The organism is Niallia sp. NCCP-28 (assembly GCF_023168165.1).
Classification (GTDB): domain Bacteria; phylum Bacillota; class Bacilli; order Bacillales; family Cytobacillaceae; genus Niallia.
In genome coordinates this window covers 664827-691055 of record NZ_BQYJ01000003.1, presented here as the reverse complement: position 1 = coordinate 691055, position 26229 = coordinate 664827, and the positions used below count along the sequence as shown (strand labels likewise).

General features: G+C 36.3%; 20 protein-coding genes. 19 read left to right on the top strand and 1 reads right to left on the bottom strand.

All coding sequences use genetic code 11. The annotated features are described in order from the left end of the window. Positions 1-55 precede the first annotated feature (55 nt). The 7 genes from NCCP28_RS12605 (at position 56) to parC (ending at position 11140) form a co-directional block, all read left to right on the top strand. Complete coding sequence (locus NCCP28_RS12605) at positions 56-1534, top strand: aminotransferase class V-fold PLP-dependent enzyme (RefSeq protein WP_375709397.1); 1479 nt, start codon at positions 56-58, stop codon at positions 1532-1534. 190 nt (positions 1535-1724) lie between these two features. After that, complete coding sequence (locus NCCP28_RS12600) at positions 1725-3035, top strand: D-serine ammonia-lyase (RefSeq protein ID WP_248561745.1); 1311 nt, start codon at positions 1725-1727, stop codon at positions 3033-3035. A gap of 46 nt (positions 3036-3081) precedes the next feature. Next, positions 3082-3291 carry a hypothetical protein gene (locus NCCP28_RS12595; RefSeq protein ID WP_248561744.1) on the top strand — a complete coding sequence of 70 codons (210 nt, stop codon included), beginning with the start codon at positions 3082-3084 and terminating at the stop codon, positions 3289-3291. Positions 3292-3469: 178 nt separating this feature from the next. Then, positions 3470-5182, top strand: a complete 1713-nt coding sequence (locus tag NCCP28_RS12590; RefSeq protein ID WP_248561743.1) for a glycosyl hydrolase family 18 protein — start codon at positions 3470-3472, stop codon at positions 5180-5182. Between the two features lie 306 nt (positions 5183-5488). Further along, complete coding sequence (locus NCCP28_RS12585; RefSeq protein ID WP_248561791.1) at positions 5489-5902, top strand: CoA-binding protein; 414 nt, start codon at positions 5489-5491, stop codon at positions 5900-5902. An 835-nt stretch (positions 5903-6737) separates the two neighbouring features. Beyond that, a complete protein-coding gene (gene parE, locus NCCP28_RS12580) occupies positions 6738-8717 on the top strand; it encodes a DNA topoisomerase IV subunit B (RefSeq protein WP_282579564.1) in 1980 nt (659 codons plus the stop codon). Next, positions 8714-11140, top strand: a complete 2427-nt coding sequence (parC, locus tag NCCP28_RS12575) for a DNA topoisomerase IV subunit A (RefSeq protein WP_248561741.1) — start codon at positions 8714-8716, stop codon at positions 11138-11140. Before parE ends, parC begins: the two co-directional genes overlap by 4 nt. A 406-nt stretch (positions 11141-11546) precedes the next feature. On the opposite strand, the gene NCCP28_RS12570 is transcribed toward parC, so the two are convergent. Beyond that, positions 11547-12176 (bottom strand): ribonuclease H1 domain-containing protein, encoded by a 630-nt coding sequence (locus NCCP28_RS12570; RefSeq protein ID WP_248561740.1) that lies wholly within the window; start codon positions 12174-12176, stop codon positions 11547-11549. A gap of 448 nt (positions 12177-12624) precedes the next feature. Between NCCP28_RS12570 and NCCP28_RS12565 the strand changes: the two genes are divergently transcribed. The 12 genes from NCCP28_RS12565 to NCCP28_RS12510 all read left to right on the top strand — a co-directional run bounded on the left by NCCP28_RS12565 (position 12625) and on the right by NCCP28_RS12510 (position 26190). After that, entirely contained in the window at positions 12625-14412 is a 1788-nt protein-coding gene (locus tag NCCP28_RS12565; RefSeq protein ID WP_248561739.1) for a sensor histidine kinase, read from the top strand. Beyond that, positions 14384-15127 carry a LytR/AlgR family response regulator transcription factor gene (locus NCCP28_RS12560; RefSeq protein ID WP_248561738.1) on the top strand — a complete coding sequence of 248 codons (744 nt, stop codon included), beginning with the start codon at positions 14384-14386 and terminating at the stop codon, positions 15125-15127. The genes NCCP28_RS12565 and NCCP28_RS12560 overlap by 29 nt, the downstream gene beginning before the upstream one ends. A gap of 118 nt (positions 15128-15245) precedes the next feature. Then, the gene (cstA, locus tag NCCP28_RS12555; protein ID WP_248561737.1) at positions 15246-17039 is read left to right on the top strand and encodes a carbon starvation CstA family protein; all 1794 of its coding nucleotides are present in this window, start codon (positions 15246-15248) and stop codon (positions 17037-17039) included. Positions 17040-17195: 156 nt separating this feature from the next. After that, positions 17196-17618, top strand: coding sequence for an EamA family transporter (locus NCCP28_RS12550; protein ID WP_248561736.1), 423 nt, complete (start codon positions 17196-17198; stop codon positions 17616-17618). Positions 17619-17820: 202 nt separating this feature from the next. Beyond that, positions 17821-20037 carry a bifunctional diguanylate cyclase/phosphodiesterase gene (locus NCCP28_RS12545; protein ID WP_248561735.1) on the top strand — a complete coding sequence of 739 codons (2217 nt, stop codon included), beginning with the start codon at positions 17821-17823 and terminating at the stop codon, positions 20035-20037. Positions 20038-20271: 234 nt separating this feature from the next. Next, the gene (glsA, locus tag NCCP28_RS12540; protein WP_248561734.1) at positions 20272-21201 is read left to right on the top strand and encodes a glutaminase A; all 930 of its coding nucleotides are present in this window, start codon (positions 20272-20274) and stop codon (positions 21199-21201) included. Between the two features lie 145 nt (positions 21202-21346). Beyond that, entirely contained in the window at positions 21347-22150 is an 804-nt protein-coding gene (speD, locus tag NCCP28_RS12535) for an adenosylmethionine decarboxylase (protein ID WP_248561733.1), read from the top strand. A gap of 174 nt (positions 22151-22324) precedes the next feature. After that, positions 22325-23494, top strand: a complete 1170-nt coding sequence (locus NCCP28_RS12530; RefSeq protein WP_248561732.1) for a M20 family metallopeptidase — start codon at positions 22325-22327, stop codon at positions 23492-23494. Between the two features lie 234 nt (positions 23495-23728). Continuing rightward, on the top strand, positions 23729-25177 hold the full coding sequence (locus tag NCCP28_RS12525) for an alpha-amylase (RefSeq protein WP_248561731.1): 1449 nt from the start codon (positions 23729-23731) through the stop codon (positions 25175-25177). Between the two features lie 118 nt (positions 25178-25295). Then, positions 25296-25718, top strand: a complete 423-nt coding sequence (locus tag NCCP28_RS12520) for a DUF1801 domain-containing protein (RefSeq protein WP_248561730.1) — start codon at positions 25296-25298, stop codon at positions 25716-25718. 83 nt (positions 25719-25801) lie between these two features. Continuing rightward, a complete protein-coding gene (locus NCCP28_RS12515; RefSeq protein ID WP_168714379.1) occupies positions 25802-25978 on the top strand; it encodes a hypothetical protein in 177 nt (58 codons plus the stop codon). Positions 25979-26037: 59 nt separating this feature from the next. Beyond that, positions 26038-26190, top strand: a complete 153-nt coding sequence (locus tag NCCP28_RS12510; RefSeq protein ID WP_248561729.1) for a hypothetical protein — start codon at positions 26038-26040, stop codon at positions 26188-26190. Positions 26191-26229: the final 39 nt, after the last annotated feature.

The following is a 26229-nucleotide window of genomic DNA, read 5'->3' as shown; positions in this document are numbered from 1 at the left end:
ACTTCTTTTTTATTTTAACATAGGTTATTAAGTGAGGGAGAAAGGGGATTTCAGATTGATAAAAGCAAGAGTTGGTGAATCCACATACTTTTTCAATAGTGATTTAGAATTGTATTTTTCAAGATTTAAACAATATATTATTGGGCATAATCAAACATTCTCCGCTTTTGGCAAGCAAACACTTCTTTATGCAGATTGGACTGCAAGTGGTCGTTTATATAAAAGTATTGAAGAAAAATTAACAAAAGAATTAGGCCCATTTGTGGGAAACACTCATACAGAATCAAATATTACAGGAACCTATATGACAAAGGCTTATGAAGAAGCGAAAGAAATTATAAAGTCACATGTTCATGCAAATGAAAAGGATATACTTTTATTTGCAGGTTCTGGCATGACAGCAGCAGTAAATAAACTGCAGAGAATACTTGGATTAAAACAGCCAAAAAAGGAGATTGAATCAGAAAGGCCCATTGTTTTTGTAACACATATGGAGCATCATTCCAATTATCTTTCTTGGGTAGAAACCAATGCAGATGTAGAAATGATTCCTCCTGATTCATCAGGAGATGTAAATTATAGCTATCTAGAAGAACTCCTGAAAAAATATAAAGATAGAAAACAAAAAATAGGAGCTTTTACTGCCTGTTCTAATGTAACAGGAAGAAAAACAGATTATCACCATTTAGCAAGCATTATGCATAACCATAACGGCCTATGTTTTATCGATTTTTCCGCTTCTGCTCCATATATCAAAATCGACATGCATCCAAGCGATAAAACAGAACAATTAGATGCTATCTACTTTTCTCCACATAAATTTCTTGGAGGCCCTGGCACAAGCGGCGTTGTCATAATGAACAAAAACTTGCTCACATCCAAAGTCCCTGATTTGCCAGGAGGAGGAACCGTTGATTTTACCAATCAATGGGGCGATATTCTTTATAAAAAAGACATCGAGGAAAGGGAGGATGGAGGGACGCCAGGATTTTTGCAAGCGATTAAAACGGCATTAGCCATAAAATTAAAAGAAAATATGGGCATACAGGAAATTGAAGCAAGAGAAAAAGAACTAGTGACAATTGCGCTTGCAGAATTAGAAAAAATAGAAGGAATAGAAGTGCTTGATTCCTGCAATAAAAATCGCCTTGGTGTCATTTCTTTTATCGCTAAAAATGTTCATTATGACCTAATGGTGCGCCTGCTAAATGATCGCTTTGGCATACAAGTAAGGGGAGGCTGCTCTTGTGCAGGGCCATATGGACATCATTTATTGCATTTAACAAAAGAACAATCGAAAAAAATCAGCCAAGAAGTGCTGGAAGGAGATTTTTCCCATAAACCTGGCTGGGTGCGCCTGTCTCTTCATCCAACTATGTCCAATGAAGAGGTATATACTATTATTCATGGGATAAAAAAAATCATCCTTTTTCATAAAGAATGGGAAACAGATTATGCATTTTGCAATTACCGCAATGAATATGTAGGAAAAAGGAAACTGTCTTGTGATACAAAGGCATTGTTTGATTTATAGTGAAATTAGAGTCTAGCTGTCTGCTTTAGGCTCTAGTTTTGTCTTGACTGCCAATAATTGATCTGTTTTTTGACACTGCTTTCTTAGTGTATCCATATTTTGTGGAAGCAGTTTATGCTCCTTCTTTTTGTTTAAACTAGCAGGAAAAAAAGGAGATTTAAAGAATTGTAAAAAAGAGGTGTTATGAAGGATGAAGAAAATGATCAAAAAACAATTGCTGGATAATTCCCCTCTAGTGCGGTCCATAATAGAATATCAAGAAGTGTGCTGGATAAATGAGGGGAAAAGCGAGCTGCCTATTGCTGCTATTAAGGAAGTTAATATTGAAGAAGCAATAAAAAGACTGCAGCGTTTTGCTCCTGTTATTGCTGAATGGTTCCCTGAAACTCGTTCTGATTTTGGATTAATTGAATCCCCCCTCCAAAAAATCCCTTTGTTTAAGCAAGCGATGGAAAAGAGGGAAAACCAAAAGTTTTTTGGCAATTGGTTTGTCAAATCAGATCATCAATTGCCTATATCAGGATCAGTCAAAGCAAGAGGCGGCATTTATGAAGTGCTGAAATTTGCGGAGAAACTAGCGTTAGAGAAGGAGCTGATTGATCAAAAGGAATCTTATCGGAAACTGCTCTCTCCTTCTATAAAAAGTTTTTTTGCGGATTTTACAATCATTGTTGGTTCTACAGGAAACTTAGGCTTAAGCATTGGCATTATTGGAAGAAAATTAGGTTTTCAGGTAGTTGTACATATGTCAAAAGATGCAAAAACATGGAAAAAAAATAAGCTGAAAGAAATTGGTGCAACGGTTATAGAACATGATGCAGATTATAGTGTTGCTGTAGAACAAGGGAGAAAAGAAGCAGAAAAAGATTCCTTTTGCTATTTTATCGATGACGAAAATTCCACTCATTTATTTGAAGGGTATGCCACTGCGGCATATCGCTTGAAAGAACAACTACACGCAAAACAAATTATTATCGATGAAAATCACCCATTATTCGTTTATTTGCCTTGTGGAGTCGGCGGGGCTCCCGGTGGCATTTCCTATGGATTAAAAAAAATCTTTCACGAACATGTACATTGTTTTTTTGCGGAACCAACCCATTCGCCTGCTATGCTTACAAGACTTTATACGAATATAAAGAATATTGCTGTCCAAGATCTTCAGCTGGATAATCAGACAGAAGCAGATGGGCTTGCGGTGGGAAAAGCATCTGAATTTGTAGCAGATCATATTGGCAGCTTCATTAGCGGCTGTTATACGATTTCCGATCACCAGCTATTTTGTTTGCAGGCATTGTTATTTGAGGCAGAAAAGGAATATTTAGAGCCATCTGCACTCGCAGGTTTTTATGGACCACTAATGATTAAGGCATATACAGAAAAAGAAAACCTTTGTGAAAAAATGTCCCAATCGACTCATGTTTTTTGGGGAACAGGAGGCATGCTTGTACCTGAGGAAATCAGAAAAAAACAGTTGGATTTTGGGAAAACAATGCTTTAACAGTAGGTTTGGATTAGTTGGAAAATAAAAAGAATGGAAGGTTAAAATGGAAATAATTATAGCAAGTGCCTTTTCAGTTATCATATTATTTATAATGGCTTGTTCGATGATAAAAATATTTATTATTGCTTATAAAAAAGTGGAAATAAAATTTCGAAGATTCATGGTTTTCATTACATTTACCATTGCCGCAAGTTTAATTGCTGTTTCCATTTTGCCCTTTGGATATCAAAAGATTATGGATCTGATCTATTAAACTTTTTAATAAACAACCATGTTTCTTGCATATGCTAGTTATTGGAATCCTAAATATCAAGTAGGATTCTTTTTTCTATTCACAATTAATGTTATCATAAAATTATTATTCTATGAAACTCGCACTTTTTAAAGAAGCTATTGAAAGGCATCTATAGAGTTGCTTCGAGGAGGAAGGTATGTCTCAATTAATTATTCAACCGCCCAAAAGGCAAAAAAGGAAAAAATTGATACTTGGACTGGTGCTTGGAATTTTCCTTGTTTTTTCAAGTATTCTTCTGCTTTTTTATCCATTTGCAAGCAAGGAGAAAAGCAGTTATTTTCATGGAGAAAAACCGATTTTATTAAATGGAGAACAAATAGGCAATGCCATTACTGTCAATGATACAGTGTATTTGCCTTTATCTGTCTGGCAAAAAAATATTGACAGTTCGATTACTTATGATTCAAACAGCAATTCTGTTATTGTAACAACAAAAGATAAAGTCGTACAATTTCCAACAGATTCGCTCTCTTATTTTGTCAATAATGAGGCAGTGAATCTGCAATTTCATCCGATTAAGGATGAAAATGGCAAAGTATATGTTGCGATTGATCCTTTAGTCGATTTTTATGCGTTGTCTTATTCCAGCTTAAAAGACAATGATGGAATTCTATTAGAAAAAGATGGGGACAAAAAAACATATGCAACGGTTACAGCGGGCAAAAAGGACGAGGACTACAAAAGACTGAGAACAGAACCAAGTCTATTCTCGTCCTACACAGCAGAAGTAGCCGATAAAGAAGCAGTAACCATTGAAAAAGAAAAAGATGGTTATTATTATATACGCAAAAAAAATGGGATAGCGGGCTTTATTAAAAAAGATTTGATTCAAAAAGGGAAAACAGAAACGGTAAAAGTAGAATTAAAACAAAAAGAACCAAAACTCAAGAAAGTAAATGGCCCAATTCAATTAACATGGGAAGCCGTCTATTCAAAAAATCCAGATACTTCTACCATAAAAAAAATGGAAGGCGTCAATGTTGTTTCACCAACATGGTTTAAGCTATCGGACAATAAAGGAAATGTCAGCAATTTAGGTTCTACTGCCTATGTAAAATGGGCTCATAAGCAGAAATATCAAGTATGGGGCTTATTTTCCAATGATTTTTCACCAGAAAAAACACATGAAGTGTTTAAAGACTACAAAACAAGACAAAAGGTTATCCGTCAACTGCTTGTATACAGTGAGATGTATAATTTAGATGGAATCAATATTGATATTGAAAATGTCAATGAAGAAGATGGCAAATATGTGACTCAGTTTGTTAGAGAAGCAACCCCTTATTTGCATGATGCAGGTCTAACGGTTTCTATGGATATAACCTTTATTGCAGGGGGCAACTATTCGGCCTTTTTCGAACGGGCTCACCTTAGTGATTTAGTCGATTATATGGTAGTAATGGCCTATGATGAACATTGGGCAACATCGCCAGAAGCTGGAAGTGTTGCAAGTTTGCCATGGGTAGAAAATAACTTAGAAGCATTAATGGGTGAAGTTCCAAATGAGAAGTTAGTATTAGGTGTGCCTTTGTATACAAGATTATGGGAAGAAAAAGAAAATGGCGATATTTCTTCAAAAGCTTTATCGATGGAAAAAGCTGATGAATGGGTAAAAAAACATAAAGTAACAGTTACGTATGATGAAGAAACAAAACAGAATTACGGGGAATATTATGACAGCAAAACAAAATCCACCTATAAAATTTGGATGGAAGATGAAATATCTTTATCCAATCGAGCTCAACTTGTCGATAAATATGCTTTAGCTGGAATTGCCAGCTGGTCGAGATTTTTTGCAGATGAAACAGCTTGGAGCGCTCTTGCTTTAGAAGAAAAACAGGAACAGTAATTTTTTAGCATAACTAAAAAGGTTTGGCTGCCATTTGTGCAGATAACCCTTTTTTTGATAAAAATTCACAAAAACTCCTTTAGTTCAAGGGAGTTTTTTCTTTTAGCTTTTCTTTTGTTAATAAAATTTGTTATCATAACTTATCAGCATCTTTTAGACAATCAAGAAAATGAAGTAAACGCTTACTTTCGAGCGCTGTTTGTTATTTTTACTGATTGGGAATAGTTAAACGGAAACTTCCATCAGTGGAGATTATGCATGCTTCACTGTTTTTAATCGAGAAATAGCACAAAAGGAGAGATAATGATGGCAATTGAAAATCCCAGCAGACAAGAAATTGGTGCACTTTTAAAAAAAGCAAAAAGAATTGCAGTGGTTGGATTAAGCGATAATCCAGAAAGAACTTCTTACATGGTTAGTTATGCAATGAAAGAGGCAGGTTATGAAATTATTCCTGTCAATCCAACCGTAAAAGAGGTTTTTGGGGTGAAAGCGGTTGCCAGTTTGTCTGAGATAACAGGCCATGTAGATATTGTGAATGTTTTTAGAAGATCAGAATTTTTGCCTCAAGTGGCCGAAGAGTTTGAAAAAATAGATGCAGATGTATTTTGGGCCCAGCTTGGAGTGGTCCATGAAGAAACATTTCAGCACTTAACTGAAAAAGGATATACGGTTATCATGGATCGGTGCATTAAAGTGGAGCATGCTTTAACAAAATAACAGATGAAAAAGTTGGGTTCATTGCTTTTGGCAGATGCAAATTTATTGGAATTTTCTGCTTTGGCATGAATCTCTCTTTTTATCCTCATCTAAGGGATGATAAGAGAAAATGAGAAGCCCAGATAGGCAAAAAATTAGCTCTAAAAGCCGGATCAATCAGTGGGGGAAAAAAAATCCTCTGATTGTAGTTTCGTTTTAGTTTTTCTATTTTTAAAAGAATTTTTTCTTCCTGGAACTACACATAAGGAAAATGAGTGTCAAGTTTTTTTTCCTATCATTCTGTGTTAACATAATATAGACATTTATGTTAACAATACTTTATTATGCATGAATGGCCTTTGATCCCAGCTAAGGAATTAGAAAAGGGCCTAAGAAAGATAGACGGGGGATGAAGAACTCCTTACTGTTTAAAGTTTTATTTTATAAAATAACTTTTTCTTTTTTTAGTAATGGTATATGATGAGTACCTGTGCAAAAAATAAACAAAAAAAGAAAAAGATTTCTCGTTTGAAAAAAAAATGATACAATAAAAATAAGAACAATTGTTCTTGTTGCGGATTATTTACTGCATCTGTAAAAAATAAAAACATTTTTCACTTCGTTTTTTAGTTTAAATGGTTATGCTTCTTATTTTTTTAGTAAATAATGTGGCGAAAAGAAGGGGGATGTTTATGACCTTCTTTTTGTTGCTTTTACGGCCAAATGATAATTTTCTAAAAAAATTTAAAGATAAATTAAAGGGAAATTTAGATATTGGACGAATACATAAACAATTGTTCGACATGATACATAAAAAGAGAACATGTCGTGTTTTAAAGGTGAAAGGGGTATGTATGTGGCAAAAAGTCAGCAAACATTTGATTATAATGATGATGCCATACAGGTCTTAGAAGGGCTGGAAGCAGTGAGAAAACGTCCTGGCATGTATATTGGCAGCACGGATTCAAGAGGATTGCATCATTTAGTATATGAAATTGTAGATAACGCGGTCGATGAAGCATTAGCCGGATTTGGGGATGCGATCATTGTAAAAATACATCGGGACAATAGTATTAGTGTACAAGACAAAGGAAGAGGAATGCCTACTGGAATGCATAAAATCGGCAAACCGACGCCAGAAGTCATTTTTACGATTCTTCATGCAGGAGGAAAGTTTGGACAAGGAGGCTATAAAACAAGCGGCGGGTTGCATGGGGTTGGCGCTTCTGTTGTTAATGCTTTGTCTGAATGGGTCGTTGTCAAAATTAAACGAGATGGTTTTATTTATGAGCAGCGGTTTGAGCATGGGGGCAAACCAGTCACAACGCTGGAGAAAAAAGGAAAAACTACACAAACAGGCACAACCATTCATTTTAAGCCAGACCCAACGATTTTCTCTACTACAACTTATAATTTTGAAACATTAAGTGAGCGGTTAAGAGAATCTGCTTTTTTATTAAAAGGATTAAGAATTGAATTGATTGATGATAGAAATGATCTTCATAACATTTTCTTTTATGAAAATGGGATCGAAGCATTTGTCGAATATTTAAATGAAGAAAAAGACACCTTGCATCCAGTTGTCAGTTTAGAAGGAGAAAGCAATGGCATTGAAGTAGAATTTGCTTTCCAATTTAACGATGGCTATTCAGAAAATGTACTGTCTTTTGTTAATAATGTTCGCACAAAAGACGGTGGAACACATGAAGCTGGATCCAAAACAGCAATGACCAGAATGTTTAATGAATATGCGCGAAAAGTAAACCTTTTAAAGGAAAAAGATAAAAATTTGGATGGCTCGGATATTCGTGAAGGGCTTGCGGCAATTGTTTCTGTGCGTGTACCAGAAGATTTGCTGCAATTTGAAGGGCAAACCAAAGGGAAATTAGGCACAAGCGAAGCAAGATCTGCAGTAGATGCTGTCGTATCAGAACATCTTGCCTACTTTTTAGAAGAAAATCCAGAAACCAGCTCGCTTTTAATCAAAAAGGCGATAAAAGCTTATCAAGCAAGAGAAGCTGCGAGAAAAGCAAGGGAAGAAGCAAGGGGCGGCAAAAAAAGAAAACGTTCAGAAGCGGTTCTTTCCGGCAAATTAACGCCAGCACAATCTCGAAATCCATTAAAAAATGAATTGTATCTAGTCGAAGGGGATTCTGCGGGAGGATCGGCAAAACAAGGAAGAGATCGCCGTTTTCAAGCCGTGCTGCCACTCCGGGGGAAAGTTATTAATACAGAAAAAGCAAAACTTGCTGATATATTCAAAAATGAAGAAATCAACACGATTATTCATGCAATTGGCGGAGGCGTCGGCGCAGATTTTAATGTAGAAGATTCTAATTATGAAAAAATCATCATTATGACCGATGCAGATACAGATGGCGCCCATATCCAGGTATTGCTTTTGACATTTTTCTACCGATACATGAAACCTCTTGTTGAAGCAGGAAAAGTCTATATTGCTTTGCCACCTTTATATAAAGTAAGCAAAGGAACAGGCAAAAATGAAAAGATTGAATACTCCTGGAGCGATGATGATCTGCAGGATGCGATAAAAAAAATTGGCAAAGGCTACACGCTGCAGCGTTATAAAGGACTTGGAGAAATGAATGCCGATCAATTATGGGATACGACAATGAATCCAGAAACAAGAACATTGATCCGAGTGAAAATTGATGATATTGCCCGAGCAGAACGCCGAGTGACAACATTAATGGGCGATAAAGTCGAGCCAAGGCGAAAATGGATTGAATCCAATGTAGCATTTGGTTTAGAGGAAGATGGAAGCATTTTGGAAAATGAAAATATTGTGGTTGCAGAGGAGGGAAGTCCATCATGAGTTCAACCGAACAATTTCGTGATTTGCCTTTAGAGGACGTTCTCGGCGACCGTTTTGGACGGTACAGTAAATATATTATTCAAGAGCGGGCGCTGCCTGATGCACGAGATGGCTTAAAGCCGGTACAGCGCCGCATTCTTTATGCGATGCATGTCGATGGGAACACCCAAGAAAAGAATTTCCGCAAATCAGCAAAAACAGTCGGAAATGTAATCGGGAACTATCATCCGCATGGAGACTCATCTGTTTATGATGCAATGGTGCGGATGAGCCAAGAATGGAAACTTCGCAATGTATTAATACAAATGCATGGAAACAACGGAAGTTTAGACGGCGATCCACCTGCAGCTATGCGTTATACAGAAGCAAGGTTGTCAGCCATTTCTGCAGAACTCTTAAAAGATATCGAAAAAAGAACAGTAGAATTTATTCCAAACTTTGATGATACATCCAATGAACCTACTGTACTTCCAGCCAAATTTCCCAACTTGCTTGTAAACGGTTCGACAGGAATTTCCGCAGGGTATGCAACTGATATTCCTCCCCATCATTTAGGAGAAGTAATTGATGGGGTCATCGAAAGGATGGATCATCCTACTTGTTCCGTTGAAGATATCATGGAGCATATTAAAGGGCCAGATTTTCCGACAGGCGGCATTATTCAAGGAGTTGAAGGCCTAAGGAAAGCTTATGAAACCGGCAAAGGAAAAATTGTCGTTCGAGGCAAAACGGAAATGGAAGAACTTAGAGGCGGCAAACAGCAAATTGTCATCACGGAAATTCCATATGAAATCAACAAAAGCAATCTTGTCAAAAAAATCGATGAACTTCGCTTAGACCGCAAAGTAGAAGGTCTTGCCGAGGTCCGAGATGAGACGGACCGCACTGGGTTGCGAATTGTCATCGAATTAAAAAAAGAAACAGACGCTAATGGCATTTTGCACTTTTTATATAAAAACACGGATCTTCAGATTACGTATAATTTTAATATGGTAGCCATTTATAATAAACGGCCAAAGCTAATGGGCATTTTGCCGCTTTTGGATGCTTATATTGAACATCAAAAAGAAGTAGTGACAAAACGTACGCAATTCGATTTGGAAAAAGCAAAAGAACGCCAGCATATTGTGGATGGATTGATTAAAGCTTTGTCGATTTTAGATGAAGTGATTGCGACTATCCGTGCATCAAAAGATAAACGAAATGCAAAAGATAATTTAATTTCCGCTTTTCAATTTACGGAACCTCAGGCAGAAGCCATTGTTTCCTTGCAGTTGTATCGATTAACCAATACAGATATTACCGCACTGCAAGCAGAAGCAAAGGAGCTTGCAAAAAAAATTGCAGAGTGGACAGCTATTTTAGCAAGTGAAAAAAAACTGCTGTCTGTGATTAAAAAAGAGTTAAAAGATGTGAAAAAACGTTTTGAAACAACGAGACGCACGGTAATTCAAGCGGAAATTGAAGAAATTAAAATCAATTTAGAAGTGCTAGTCGCCAGTGAAGATGTGATTGTGACTGTCACAAAAGAAGGATACATAAAACGTACAAGCCAAAGATCCTATGCTGCGAGCAATGGCCAGGATTTTGGCATGAAAGACAGTGATCGGATTTTAAAGAAAATCGACATTAATACAACAGAAGTTGTTTTATTGTTTACGAATAAAGGCAATTATTTATATTGTCCTGTACATTTATTGCCAGATATCCGCTGGAAAGATTTGGGGCAGCATATTTCCAATATAATTCCGATTGAACGGGATGAATGCATTATCCAAGCCATTCCAGTCAAAGATTTTGAAACAACAGGATATTTATTATTTTTCACTAAAAATGGCATGGCAAAAAAATCGGAATTAAATCAATATAAAGCACAGCGCTATTCGAAGCCCCTTGTTGCCATTAACTTAAAAGGCGATGATGAAGTAGTGGATGTGCATCTTACAACAGGCAAAGAAGAAGTGCTTGTTGCTACCTATAATGGCTATGCGCTTCGCTTCCATGAAGAAGAAGTCAATATAGTGGGTGTGCGTGCTGCTGGGGTTAAAGGCGTTAATTTAAAAGAAAAAGATTTTGTTGTATCAGGCAAGCTCATTACCGATCCAAAAGAACAAAGTGTCGTTATTTTAACACAGAGGGGCTCTGTCAAAAAAATGAAACTTACGGAATTTGAAAACATAGGCAGAGCAAAAAGAGGTGTTGTGATGCTGAGGGAACTAAAAGCAAATCCTCACCGAATTGTCGGCATGGCAATTGTCCATAAACAAAATGTCCTCTATTTAGAAACAGAAAAGGGAGAAATCGAACAAATTGCTGTTGAGCCGATTCGTTTTAATGACCGCTATTCAAATGGCTCTTTTGTGATAGATGAAAGCGATGCAGGAAAAGTAAAAACGATGTGGGTAGAAACAGCAGAAGAATAAAAAAGAGCATCTGTTTAAAACACAGAGGCTTTCAAAGTGTAGATAAAGTCAAAAACGCATACTTTCAGGTCGATTGAAAACGTCTAGGCGCGAAGCCTGGAGAGGAGCAGAGTTACCAAGGCAGGTAATGAGCATTCGAACAAGGAGAGCAACAAAAAAACGGGCGTTTGTCAACAGCCTGAAGAGCATCTGTTTAAAGAACAGATGCTCTTTTCTTTCATCCATCCTTTAGAAAAAAGGGCAAAACGAAAAGATATATTTTAGTATATGGGTTTTGATATATTGTTTTTTATTTACTGTTAGACTTTATCCATAACCTTAATGTTTAGTTTGGTGCGTAATAGATTGAATATCAGTGTTTTGGACTTTTAAAAAAAGTAGTATAAAAGCATTTCTTTTTTATTGGTTATTTCCTTCCAAAGTCTGCCTTTATTTCCCCGTGTCGTTTTGTATCCCACTTGATTACTTTATTGGAATAGCTATTTTCTTTGAGCCATTTTTCTGCACGCGCCACTTTTTGCCAAAGCGCTTCTGTACGATCATCTCTTACAAGTGTAGTATTGGCCTTTTTATTGCGGACCCAAGCAAGTGCTGTCATGCTGTCTGTGTAAATCGTTGTGTTTTGTCCTTCTTTTTGCAAGTGTGCCAAAGCGTGAACGATGCCAAGGAATTCTCCAATATTATTAGTGCCGAGTACTGGCCCATAATGAAAAATCGTTTCACCTGTTTTCGTATGGACGCCTCTATATTCCATCATCCCTGGATTGCCGCTGCAGGCAGCATCTACAGAAATGCTGTTTTCCTCGATTGCTGGAGCAGGAGAAGAAGTTGTTGTTTTGTTTCTAGCACTGGCAGTTCGCGTGCTGTTTGCTGTGTTTTTTCCTTGTCCATATGCTTGTTCTGCTTCTGGCAAAGTAGGAAATGATTTAAAAGAGGCTCCTTGATATCCTTTTGTCTGTTTCTCGCATTCGGCCCATGTTGTATAAATACCAGGTTTTCTGCCATTCCATACTACATAATATTTTTTTTTTGCCACGATACATCCCCCCACCTTTTATTCATTTTTTTATCATACCATAGGGTAAAGGCGAATGGCATGTACAGTTCCCTCGTTTTTTTATAAGGCCGTTGAAAAAGTTAAATTAGTGGATAAAACTAGTTTGAAATTGGCTTTTAATCGATGAATAAATCAGTTTTTCGGGGCTTACCATTCGCTTTCCGGAGGGGCGAGCGCCAAGCCGCTTCGCTGCTTTGCTCCTGCAGATCCCCCAGGAGTCGAATGGATGCCTCTTCAAACAATAGATAGTTTCCTTTCATTGCCCCTTTCATCACATACAAATATAAAATATAGTAAATTTTTCAACAGCCTCTTTTTTACAAGAAAGGTTTTTTCTATAAAAACAGGAAATATATGCAAAAAAGGATGCGAACAAACCATAATTCAGTATAATGAAAGTATACTAGCATAGGAAGGAGGAAAACCGTTGATTAGCCTTTTGCCTATTATGATAGAAAGAGTGGGCATCTTAGTATTATTTGCTTTTTTGCTTTCCCGTGTATCATTGTTTCGTGGAATGATTCAAAAAGAAAGGGAGTATAATCTCCAAGAAAAGATGCTGCTAATGTTTATTTTTGGAATGTTTGGCATTATCAGCAACTACACAGGGGTGGCGATTGAGAAGGGAAGCATTATTTCTCATTCCTGGCAGACAAATCTGGAGGAAAGCACAGCCATAGCAAATACACGCATTATGGGAGTAGCGATTGGGGGGTTATTAGGAGGTCCTGCTATCGGATTTGGAGTCGGATTTATTGCCGGATTGCACCGATTTACACTAGGTGGTTTTACAAGCATTGCGTGTGGGATTTCCACCATTATAGCTGGGCTTCTTACTGGATTAATCGGCAAAAAATATCGTTTTTTTCAAAATCCTCCGTTTACTACCGTTTTTATTTGCATTTGTATGGAACTGCTGCAGATGGCGATTATTCTTCTTATGGCAAAACCATTTGTTAACGCTTTCGAACTAGTATCCATTATCGCCGCGCCGATGATTATCATCAATGGATTTGGCATTCTCATTTTTATTTATCTTATTCAAAGTATTTTATCGGAAGAAGAACAAACAAAAGCAGCACAAACGGAAGTGGCCTTAGATATTGCGCAAAACACCTTGCCTTATTTCCGCCTCGGCCTAACTCCTGAATCAAGTCGCCATGCTGCACAAATCATTATTGCAGCAACATCGGCAGAAGCAGTTGCCATTACGAATCGAACCATGGTGCTGACCCATATTGGCATTGGATCAGATCACCATATTCCGTTAGAAAAAACAGAAACAGAATTAACCAAACATGTGCTTGCATCAGGAAAAATAGTTACAGCCATCACCAAAAAGGAAATTCATTGTTCTCATCTAGAATGTCCATTGCAAGCAGCAATTGTTCTCCCGCTAAAAGCAAATCAAAAAATTGTTGGGACATTAAAATTATATTTTACTAATCCGAAAAATATGGGAATTGTTGAATATAAATTAGCAGAAGGGTTAAGCAGGCTGTTTTCCATGCAATTAGAACTAGCGGAAGCGGAAAATCAGCAAAAACTATTAAAAGATGCAGAAATTAAAGCACTGCAGGCTCAAATTCATCCACATTTTTTATTTAACAGCATGAATACGATTGCGGCTTTAATACGAACAGATCGGGACAAAGCGAGAAGAATGGTTCATCAATTAAGTGCATTTTTCCGCAGCAATTTGCAAGGATCAAAAAGCATGTATATTCCGCTTAAACAGGAATTAGAACATGTTGACGCTTTTTTGGCATTAGAAAAAGCGAGGTTTCCTGATAAATTTTCCCTTCATCGTTCGATCGATTCTTCTTTACATAATGTATTAGTTCCGCCATTTGTTTTACAGCCATTAATTGAAAATACATTAAGACATGCTTTTTCTGCCGCCAAAAAAGGGGATATCTATTTAACAGGCTATAGACAACATGACTCTCTGGTGCTTACGGTGGAAGACAATGGAAAAGGAATGTCGGAAGAGTTGCTGTTAATGATTGGAAATAAAACAGTGCAGTCAGAAAAAGGCACCGGTACGGCATTATGGAATATCTCCAAACGGATAAAAGAACTATATGGGAGAAAAGCAGTTTTTTTGCTGGAAAGTGAACCAAATAGGGGGACAAAAATTATAATTCAGCTTCCAATCAGAGAAATAAAACAATGGGGGAATGAGGATGTTGAAAGCGCTAGTAGTGGAAGATGAGCCATTGGCTAGAGACGAATTAATGTATTTACTAAAAAGAACAGATACGGTGGAAATAATGGGAGAATATGCTTCGGTAGAAGATGAATTAGAGTTTCTCCTCTCTGCAGAAACAGTCGATGTTATTTTTCTTGATATTCAGCTTGGCAATGAAAGTGGAATGCGGCTAGCAGAAAAAATTAGCATGCTAAAGAATCCGCCAGAAATTGTTTTTGCAACAGCTTATGATGAGTATGCCCTTCATGCCTTTAAGGTGCATGCCATGGATTATCTTTTAAAACCGATTGATGAGGAGCGGCTAAAAAGTACCATAAAAAAGCTCCAGCATGTACAGACTGCTAAACACTATAAAAACAAGACAGCAGAATTAAATACTGTCAGTCTTATGCCTGATAAAATTGCAGTATCCAGTGATGATCGAATAAAAATTATTCCCATAGAGGAAATATTATATATTCAGTCTCAAAACAATAAAACGTCCATTACAACAAAAACAAAAACGATTACCGTCACAAGCACTTTAATACAGTTAGAACAAAAATTGAAAAACAGCTCGATGTTCCGTGTTCACCGCAGTTTTCTTGTTAATATGGATAAAATCAAAGAAATCGAACCATGGTTTCATTCTACCTACCAGCTTTTTATGGAAGATGGGGCAAAAATTCCTGTCAGCAGAAACTATACAAAAGATCTGAAACAGATTTTACAATTTTAGCTGCATTTTAGCTTTCTATTTCTGCAGTTCACAGCGATATTTCAGCAATTAGCATTGAAAACGCATGTATTTTCTTTTCATCTTTTATAATAAAAGCAGAAAAAGGGGGATGAGAAAAATGAATGCGATTACAATTGTGATAGCATCCATGTGTATTTTAATGATTGCCTATCGTTTATATGGAACATTTATGGCGGTAAAAGTATTAAAACTAAATGATGAAAAATTAACGCCGGCACATGAACTAAATGATGGCAAAGATTATGTGCCCACGAATAAGTGGGTATCATTTGGCCATCATTTTGCAGCAATTGCAGCTGCAGGACCATTGGTTGGGCCAATTCTTGCGGCACAGTTTGGTTATCTTCCAGGACTGTTGTGGCTGTTGATTGGAGCAGTGATTGGGGGAGCGGTCCACGATGCTGTCGTATTATTTGCGAGTATGCGCAAAAAAGGAAAATCACTTTCAGAAGTGGCAAAAGATGAATTAGGGCCTGTCGCTGGATTTTGCACAGGACTTGCAATGCTATTCATTATTACAATTACAATGGCAGGCTTATCCATGGTTGTTCTTCATGCATTAGAACGAAACCCTTGGGGAACATTTGCCGTTGGAATAACCATCCCGATTGCCATGGGTGTTGGCATTCTTTACAAAAAAACGGGCAATTTAAAAATGACTTCTACTATTGGATTCATTTTATTGATGGTTGGCGTTTTTATAGGGCCATCCATACAAGATACTGCACTTGGAGATTTTTTGACATTTGATACAAAAACACTTGCTATTATATTGCCGATTTATGCATTTTTTGCAGCAGCATTGCCTGTATGGCTGCTTCTTGCGCCGAGAGATTATTTATCCAGCTTTATGAAAATCGGGGTTTTTATTGCACTAATTATTGGAGTATTTATCATTAATCCAGTGATTGAATTTCCTGCTTTTACTTCTTTTATCCATGGAGGCGGACCAGTTATTGCAGGTCCTGTATGGCCATTTATTTCAATTACCATCGCATGTGGAGCAATTTCTGGGTTCCATGCATTTGTTGGATCTGGAACAACGCCAAAAATGCTCGATAAATGGAGTGATATAAAAGTAGTTGGTTTTGGAGCGATGCTAGTGGAATGTTTAGTCGGCATTATGGCATTAATTGCTGCAACAGCACTCCATCCAGGAGATTATTTTGCCATTAATTCTTCGCCGCAAGTATTTCAAACATTAGGAATGAATGTAACCAATCTGCCTGAACTGTCGAAAGAAATTGGCATTGATTTAGAGGGAAGAACAGGAGGAGCAGTAACCCTTGCTGTTGGAATGACGTATATTTTCACCGAGATTTCTTGGTTTCAGCATTTATCCTCTTATTTCTTTCAATTTGTCATTATGTTTGAAGCCGTATTTATTTTAACGGCAATTGATGCGGGTACAAGAGTTGCTCGCTATTTAATTCAAGACTTTTTTGGAGAATTTTATCGACCATTGAAAAAAGTTGACTGGATGCCTGGATCGATTTTTGCTAGTGCTCTTGCTTGTTTTATGTGGGGTTATCTTCTTTACTCTGGCGATATTAGTTCTGTTTGGGCATTATTTGGTGTTTCTAATCAGCTGATGGCAAGTATTGGGCTAATTATTGGAGCAACGGTTATTTTAAAAATTGCCGATAAACGCAGATATATGCTGACTTGTTTAATACCAATGGTTTATTTATTCATTACTGTCAATTATGCGGGATATTGGATGATTACAAATGTTTATTTAAATCCAGCTGCTGCAGGATATAATGTGCTGAATGGCATTCTTTCCATCATTATGCTAATTCTTGGAGTCATTATTATTATCACCGCCACCAGCAAATGGTTAAAAATGTGGAATGAGCCAAGAATCCACACAGAAACACATTCTTTATAAAATTTATCAGGACAAAAGAGAGTAGCGGCATGTTTTTTATGCGGATACTCTCTTTTTTTGATTTTAAAAAAAAGGAATAATATTTCCGAAAAATAGTGTATCCTAAGGAAAAGAAAAAAAGAGCTATATTATACAAGATGGGAAGGGGGAAAGCAGATGTCATGGTTGATTTTTGCTTTATTATCTGCCGTTTGTGCAGCACTTGTTGGGATTTTTGGAAAGATTGGGCTTGCCAATATTGATGCTAATACAGCTACTGCTGTTCGAGCTATTATAATGGCTGCTTTTTTAGTGATAGTGGTAGGAATTGAAGGGAATTTAGCAAAAATCCCAAGCATTATTGCCGATAAGAAAAGCTTTATGTGGATTGTACTAAGTGGAATGGCAGGTGCAACTTCCTGGATATTTTATTTTTTAGCATTAAAAACAGGGAAAGTTACACAAGTGGCCCCTGTTGATAAATTAAGTGTGGTGCTTGCCACCATTATTGCCATTTTGTTTTTAGGGGAAAAAATCAGCTTATTAAATGGATTAGGCATTGCACTGATTACCATTGGCGTTATTTTAACCACTCTTTAAGAGTCATTATCCAAATCGACAGATTACCCCTGTTTTTCATGTTCTTATTAAAAATATTTTTACTTTTTCCGATATTACTAATATAGGTTAATTAGTAAAATGGTATGAGCTATTTAAACTGAGCTGCTTTATATGCAAAAAGAGGTCATAAGAAACAGCTGAATCATGAACCTTACACCGAGTATGAATGGAGATTGGCAAAATGGTCTATAAAAATAACGAAACAAAATGGATCATTATATTATGTTCTTTTATGTTGAGCACATTGGTATTAAATATTTTTTATAAAGAAATCAATGCTACTTTCTATATTGTTTTACATGCCGTATTTCTTATCGGTTGTCTTTTTACCCTGTTAAAAATATTGCAGAATATCAAAAAAATGGTAAAAGAAATCAGAACGAGCAATCTAAAATTGCAAAATATTTTTGAAACAACAGATATTGCTATTTGGTATCATGATATGAAAAAGAACGAATTGCTTATTTCAGCAGGGATTGAAAAAATATATGGCAGACCTCTGCAAGATTTTTATGAAAATCCCAATTTATGGAGAGATGTAATATCAGAAGAGGATATTTCTATTTTAGGAGAACGAGTTAGCACTATCAGCCGCGGAGAACATGTTACAAGCATTTACCGTATTGTAAAGCCAAATGGCGACATTCGCTGGATAAAAGATAATGGCATTCCTGTATTAGATGAATCTGGCAACATGATTGAATTTACCAGTGTGTTATTGGATATTACAGAAAGAAAAGAAAATGAAGAACGATTTAGCACACTTGTTGATATTTCGCCAGATATAATTGCAGTTGTAAGCAATTATCAAATTTTATATATAAATAATGCTGGAAAAGATATTTTAGGAGTTGCTGAATCGGAAGAATTAAAGAAACAAACAATTGATAATTATTTATCAAAAGAAGACTATGAACGAATTAAAGAAGCATTTCCGGTCCCTCCTAAAAAACAATATAGCAGCAGATCATATGAATTGCAGATTATTCAAGATAAAACAGGGGTCATTTTTGATGTAGAAATATCCTGCAAACCAATATTATTTGCTGGGAAACATGCCTTATTAGTTGTTGGAAAAGATATTACCAAAAGAAAAGCGACAGATAAAATGATCAAAAATTTGGCCTACTGTGATCAATTGACGAATCTTCCCAATCGAAACAGCTCAAAAAGCAAATTAAATGAGCTTCTTCTTCATCCGTCTGTCCAGTCCATGGCGCTATTATTTATTGATTTGGATCAATTTAAGCGAATTAATGATACAAGAGGACATTCGACTGGAGATATTGTTTTGCAGCAGGCTGCAAAAAGGCTGCAAAAAGCAAGTCCGCACGATGCGTTTGTTTCCCGGCTTGGCGGGGATGAGTTTTTAATCTTTTTAGTAAATAAAAGCATGGAAGAAATAAAAGAAATAGCCTACAAGATTATGACAGAAATGTCTTTGCCATTTATCATTAAAGACGAGGAGTTTTTTATTTCTGCAAGCATTGGCATCAGTTTATATCCGGAGGACGGATTAGATCAAGAAACTTTAATAAAAAACGCAGACGCAGCAATGTTTTTAGCAAAAGAAAATGGGAAAAATAATTTCCAGTTTTATTCTTCAAAGCTAGCCATGACAAGTTCCAGAAAAATGGAATTGGAAATGGCTTTAAGAAAAGCGATTCAATCGAATGAATTAGTGCTGTATTATCAGCCTCAGGTTAATCTGCATACAAACAAAATCATTGGTTTTGAAGCATTGCTCAGGTGGATTCATCCTAGGTATGGATTTATTTCTCCAGAAGAGTTTATCCCTTTGGCAGAAGAAACAAATTTAATTTTATCGATTGGAGAATGGGTGTTTAAACAAGCTTGCAAACAAAAAAAGAAATGGGATAACCTTAGCACATCTTCTATTAAAATGAGCATTAATATTTCTGCGAAACAATTTCAGTGTCCAGAACTGGCGCAAATTTTTGAAAAAACTATTACAGATTTGCAGCTTAATCCTAATAAAGTGGAATTGGAAATTACAGAAAGCATTATGCAAAATATTGACCATTCGATAAAGGTTTTAAATAAGCTGAAAAAGATTGGCTTTCTTATTTCTATTGATGATTTTGGAAAAGGCTATTCCAGTTTAAGCTATTTAAAGCATTTGCCTATTGATACCCTTAAAATCGATAAATCTTTTGTTGATGATATTAATGATCCTGTTCACAAAGGGGCTTTAGTAAAAGCGATTATTGATATGGGACAAAACATGAATTTCTCTGTCATTGCAGAAGGAATAGAAAGGCTAGATCAAGTTCATTTTCTTGTAAAAAATAATTGTAAAGTGGGACAAGGGTATTTTTACAGCAAACCCCTTCCGCGAAAAGAGGTAGAAAAATTGCTATTTTTGCAGGGGAGATAAAAATCCGGGTGAGCAGCGGCTGCCGGATTTTTTCTTTTTTCTTTTTCTGAAAAATCAGATATGATAGAATAGAGAGAATGAAATAGGAATTCTTCGTTGAAAATCCAAAAAAAAATATTTTTTCTAAATAAAGCATAGTAGGAAAAAAGTAAACTGGGTAAAGTAACAACAATCAATTCTGCATTTCATCTAAATAATTACAATTATTATTCTACATAGAAGTTGGTGAAAAATATGCCTTGTCAAACAAGCGATGAACTAGAAGCAATATTGGAAGAAGCAAAACATTACACAAAAAAAGGGAAAGTGGCCGATTATATACCAGCCTTAAGCAAAGCAAATCCAGATGATTTATCCATCGCCGTTTATCATCCTGATGGCAGATGCATTTCTGCAGGGGATATTCAAGAAAGCATTACCCTGCAAAGCATTTCCAAAGTGTTAACGCTTGCTCTCGCACTGATTGAATGCGGGGAGGAATATGTATTTCAAAAAGTAGGATACGAGCCGACTGGAGATCCTTTTAACAGCATTGTTAAACTAGAAATGAGCAACCCATCTAAACCGCTGAACCCCATGATTAATGCAGGTGCACTTGCTGTTACTCATATGATTAAAGGTCAATCAGTAGAAGAACGCCTGAATAAAATTCTTTCTTTTGTCAGTCTTTTGACTGGAAATGAACATACTGCCTATTCAAAAGAAGTGGCTAAATCTGAATTTGAAACCTCTCATTTAAATCGATCTTTATGCTACTTTATGAAACAGCATGGCATCATCAATGAAGATGTCGAAGAGTTATTGGATTTATATACAAAACAATGTGCGATTGAAGTAAACTGTTTAGATCTCGCGCGCATTGGCATTATTTTCGCTTTAGATGGCATGGAGCCTATTACCAATAGGCGAATTATGCCCGCACATGTTGCGAGGATCTGCAAAACATTTATGGTAACATGCGGCATGTACAATGCTTCAGGAGAATTTGCTGTTCGCGTCGGCATTCCAGCAAAAAGCGGTGTATCAGGAGGAATATTGGGAGCTGTTCCAAACCGATTTGGCATCGGAATATCTGGTCCTGCACTCGATGACAAAGGAAATAGTGTCGCGGGTTTAAAACTATTGGAACTCCTTGCGGAAAAATATTCGCTAAGCATGTTTTAATTACGGGATGATCTTTTATGTTTTTTGCCTTTAGTGCAGAGAAACATAAAGATCATCCTTTTTTATGATTAAATAGCGCTAAAAAGGGTAAGATAAAAATATTTTCGAGGATATTAAAAGTGTGATCATGACTGGGGGAGAAAAAATGTTAACACCACAGCAGCGAATTGAACTCCACGGATTTAATAATTTAACAAAATCCTTAAGTTTTAATATGTATGATATATGTTATACAAGAACAAAAGAGGAAAGAGAGGCGTATCTGGAATATATTGATGAGCAATATAATGCAGATCGTCTTACTAATATTCTAAAAGATGTATCAGATATCATTGGCGCTCATGTATTAAATATTGCCAAACAAGACTATGAACCACAAGGAGCAAGTGTCACTTTGCTTGTATCAGAAGGACCTGTTGCGGAAGTTCCAAAAGATGTATTTGAAGAATCGCCAGGTCCTTTGCCTGATTCGGTTGTTATGCATTTAGATAAAAGTCATATAACGGTACATACTTATCCTGAATATCATCCAGACGAAGGAATAAGCACCTTTAGAGCAGATATTGATGTATCCACATGCGGCGAAATCTCTCCCTTAAAGGCATTAAATTATCTTATTCATTCATTTGATACAGATATTATGATTATGGATTATCGTGTCAGAGGTTTTACAAGGGATATAAACGGCCATAAATTATTTATCGACCATAATATCGATTCTATCCAAAATTATATACCAGATGAAGTAAAAGCAATATTTGATATGATTGATGTTAATATTTATCAAGAAAATATTTTTCATACAAAATGTAAATTAAAAAAATTCGATTTAAACAATTATTTGTTTGGCTATACAGCAGAAGAACTTTCCAAGCAAGAACAAACGGATATTACAGATAAATTAAGAATGGAAATGAATGAAATTTTTTATGGGAAAAATATTCATTAAAAACAAATAGATATTGGGCAGGAAACAAAAAAAGTGGTGGAAAAATGTTTGCTCCTCCGCTTTTTTATCGCATATTTATACATTTTCGGTTATTTTTACTCGTTTTTATCTATGCATTTTTTGATGATTCTGCTAAACTATTTTAGTAGAATAATTGAAAGGTGCTGACAAGCAGTGAAAACGACCATCGTAGAAGCAATTGATTACCATAAAAATGATTTTTATGACATTAGTATTTATATAGGAGAAAATCCAGAGCTAGGCCACGAAGAATTTAAAGCATGCAAAGTCCTGACAGACACATTAAAAAAACATGATTTTGCTGTAGAAATTGGAACATTGGGACTTGCGACTGCATTTACTGCAACTTTTGACAGCGGTAAACAAGGTCCAACTATTGGTTTTATGGCAGAATACGATGCATTGCCGGAAGTAGGACATGCTTGCGGCCATAATTTAATTGGTACAATGGGCATAGCAGCAGGAATTGGCTTAAGCAAGGTGTTAAAGGAAACAGGGGGGAAAATCATTGTTTTTGGAACGCCGGCCGAAGAAACAAAAGGCGGCAAAGTAACAATGGCAGAAGCAGGTTTATTTGATGCATTAGATGTAGCGATGATGGTGCATCCATTGGATAACTATGTAAAAAGCGGCGCATCGTTAGCGATGGATGCCATTCAATTTGAATTCTTTGGAAAATCCGCGCATGCAGCAGCAAGCCCTCATATGGGAATAAATGCCCTTGATGCTGTGCTGCAAACATTTAACAGCATTAATGCACTTCGTCAGCATGTCACTTCAGATGCTCGTATTCACGGCGTTATTACAGAAGGGGGCAAGGCGGCAAACGTCGTGCCGGATTATGCGGTTGCCCAATTTTATGTGCGTGCGGCAAAACGGGAGTATGTAAATGAATTAGTGGAAAAAGTGAAAAAATGTGCAGCAGGAGCTGCCTTGCAGACAGGGGCAAAAATGGAAGCTTCTTTTTACGAATTTTCTTATGATGATATGATTACAAATCATACATTGTCAGAAACTTTTACAAAAGAACTGGTTTCATTAGGGGTAAAAGAAGAAGAAATCTTCTCTCAAAAAGACGGTACAGGCTCTCTTGATATGGGGAATGTAAGCCAAGTGGTGCCGGCGATTCATCCATATATTAAAATCTGCAACGAAGCGTATGCTTGCCATACTCATGAATTTAGAGAAGCTGCCATGTCAGATCAAGCAAGAGAAGCAATGATTCTTGGAGCAAAATCAATGGCATTAACCGCATTTGAAGTATTAACAAATAAAGAACTGCTAGCAAAAATTAAAGAAGAATTTAAACAGCAGAAACAATAATTTATCAAAAAAAGACACAAAACGAATGATTCGTTTTGTGTCTTTTTTATAAAAATGGGGAAATTCCCTAGTTAATAAATTGGATAGAATCATTCCCTGATTAGGCTTATTTTGAAAAAATAATGCCATGTTTTGTGAAACACTTCATTATTTTAAAAAAAATGCTTCAAAATCAAAAAATGGGGGTACAAATTATTCATACACAACTAAACAATAGAAAAAGGAGAAGAATAAATGAATCAAACAATGATGCAATTTTTTGAATGGCATGTAGAGGCAGACGGGAAACATTGGAAAAGATTAAAAGAGCAGGCAGGAACTTTAAAGGAAGCAGGCATTGATTCTATTTGGATTCCCCCTGTTACAAAAGGCGAATCTGTTGATGATAATGGATATGGGGTATACGATCTGTATGATTTAGGAGAATTTGATCAAAAAGGCGGCGAGCGCACAAAATATGGAACAAAGCAGGAGCTGATAGAAGCCATTAAAGCTTGCCATAATGTCGGTTTAGCTGTATATGTAGATATTGTCATGAATCATAAAGCAGCAGCGGATGAAACAGAAACCTTTAAAGTAGTCGAAGTAAATCCAGAGAACCGAGAAGAAGATATTTCAGAACCTTTTGACATTAAGGGGTGGACAAAGTTTACGTTTCCAGGAAGAAAAGGGAAGTATTCTGATTTCGAATGGAATTTCGAACATTTTAACGGAACGGATTATGATGCAAAGGGAGAAAAGGAAGGGGTATATCGCATTCTTGGAGAAAATAAAGACTGGAATACCTATGTGGATAATGAGTTTGGCAACTATGATTTTTTAATGTTCGCAAATATTGACTACAATAATATAGAAGTGCAGGATGAAATGATTTCCTGGGGGAAATGGATCAGCGAAACCCTTCAATGCAATGGTTTCCGTTTAGACGCCATTAAACATATCAACCACAAATTTATTAAGCGATTTGTAGAAAACATGAAAGAGAACAATGGTGATGACTTCTATTTCGTTGGAGAGTTTTGGAAATCAGATTTAGAAGAATGCCAAGCGTTTTTAGAAGAAATGGACCATAAAATCGACTTATTTGATGTGCCATTGCATTATAAATTACATACCGCATCACTAGAAGGCAGTGATTTTGATATGTCTACTATCTTTGAAGATACCTTAGTGCAAACAAATCCACAAAATAGTGTAACATTTGTAGATAATCATGATACACAGCCAAATGAATCCCTTGAATCATGGGTGGGAGATTGGTTTAAGCAGATTGCCTATAGTCTTATTCTGCTTCGCAAAGATGGCTATCCAACCGTTTTTTATGGAGATTACTTTGGAATTGGCGGCGCAGAGCCTATGGATGGCAAAAAAATAGCGATTGATCCATTATTATATGCACGAAAACAAAAAGCATATGGCAAACAAGATGATTACTTCGATGATCAGCATATTATCGGCTGGGTTCGCCATGGAGAGGATTCGATAAAAAAATCTGGCTGTGCTGTTGTGATATCCAACCATGAGGAAGGTGCCAAAAGAATGTTTGTTGGTGAAAATCGTGCAAGGGAAAAATGGATTGATTTTACCAATACAAGGAAGGAGAAAGTGGAAATAGGAGAAGATGGGTTTGCCTATTTCCCAGTTGATGGAAAGAGCGTCTCGGTTTGGGGATTAGCAGACTAATCCCGATTTAGGATAGATCACCAAAAAGGTGATCTATCCTATTTTTTTGAACCAAAAGGAAAGAAGAAGAAATGGACAGGAGCGAATATACTAGAGAAGATAAGAAAGGAAGAAACCTATGTACGAATTAAAAACAAAAGAAACAGAAAATAGTGTGATTGAATTTATTGAAAGCATAGAAAGTCAAAAAAAAAGAGCGGATGCCTATCAACTGCTTGATTTATTTACGGATATGACAGGATATAAAGGGAAAATGTGGGGGCCAAGCATGATTGGATTTGGCTCTTATCATTATACATATAAAACAGGACACGAAGGAGATGCCTTTTTAGTAGGATTTTCGCCAAGAAAAGCAAAAATAAGTTTGTATTTTGCGGCAGATGCTCCGAAAAGAGAAGAATTGTTAAGCAAGCTGGGAAAACATACAACAGGAAAAGCTTGCGTTTATATTAATAAGCTTGCCGATATAGATACAGCTATATTAAAAGAACTTATTCAGCATTCCATTGCTTTTTTGCAGGAATTATACCCGCCAAAATAAGTTAGACCTTTGCCATTTTCCTTTTTGCATAAAAAGCATCTTCTGCACTTATACTAATTTTGTACTAAAAAGGAGGAATTCACATGGCAAAAAAGAACAAAAAAAATGATGCAGCACAGAAAAATAAAAAAGGCTTTGATTCTGCAGTGTTAAATGAAGAATTTGCCCATGAATTTGGAAGTGCAGCAACAAATAAAATTCATAAAGATAAAGCAAAAAAAGAAAAAGCAGCAAAAAATAATGGAGAATACAAAGAATAAAACAGCCTAGGATGTGAGTATATTGATATACTCACATCTTTTTTAAGGGAGGAGAAAAAGTGGATCAATATTTTGTTGGATGGGGCACTCTTTCATTAATTAATGCAGGGCTCGCGCAAGGAAAAGGGAGAACAGGGCTAAACTGGTTTTTATTGTCGTTGCTTCTGGGACCTATTGCGACTTTATTATTGCTTTTTTCGGAAAAAAGATAATGTTTTTCATACAGATAATCTCTTTGCTTCAAACGTTCT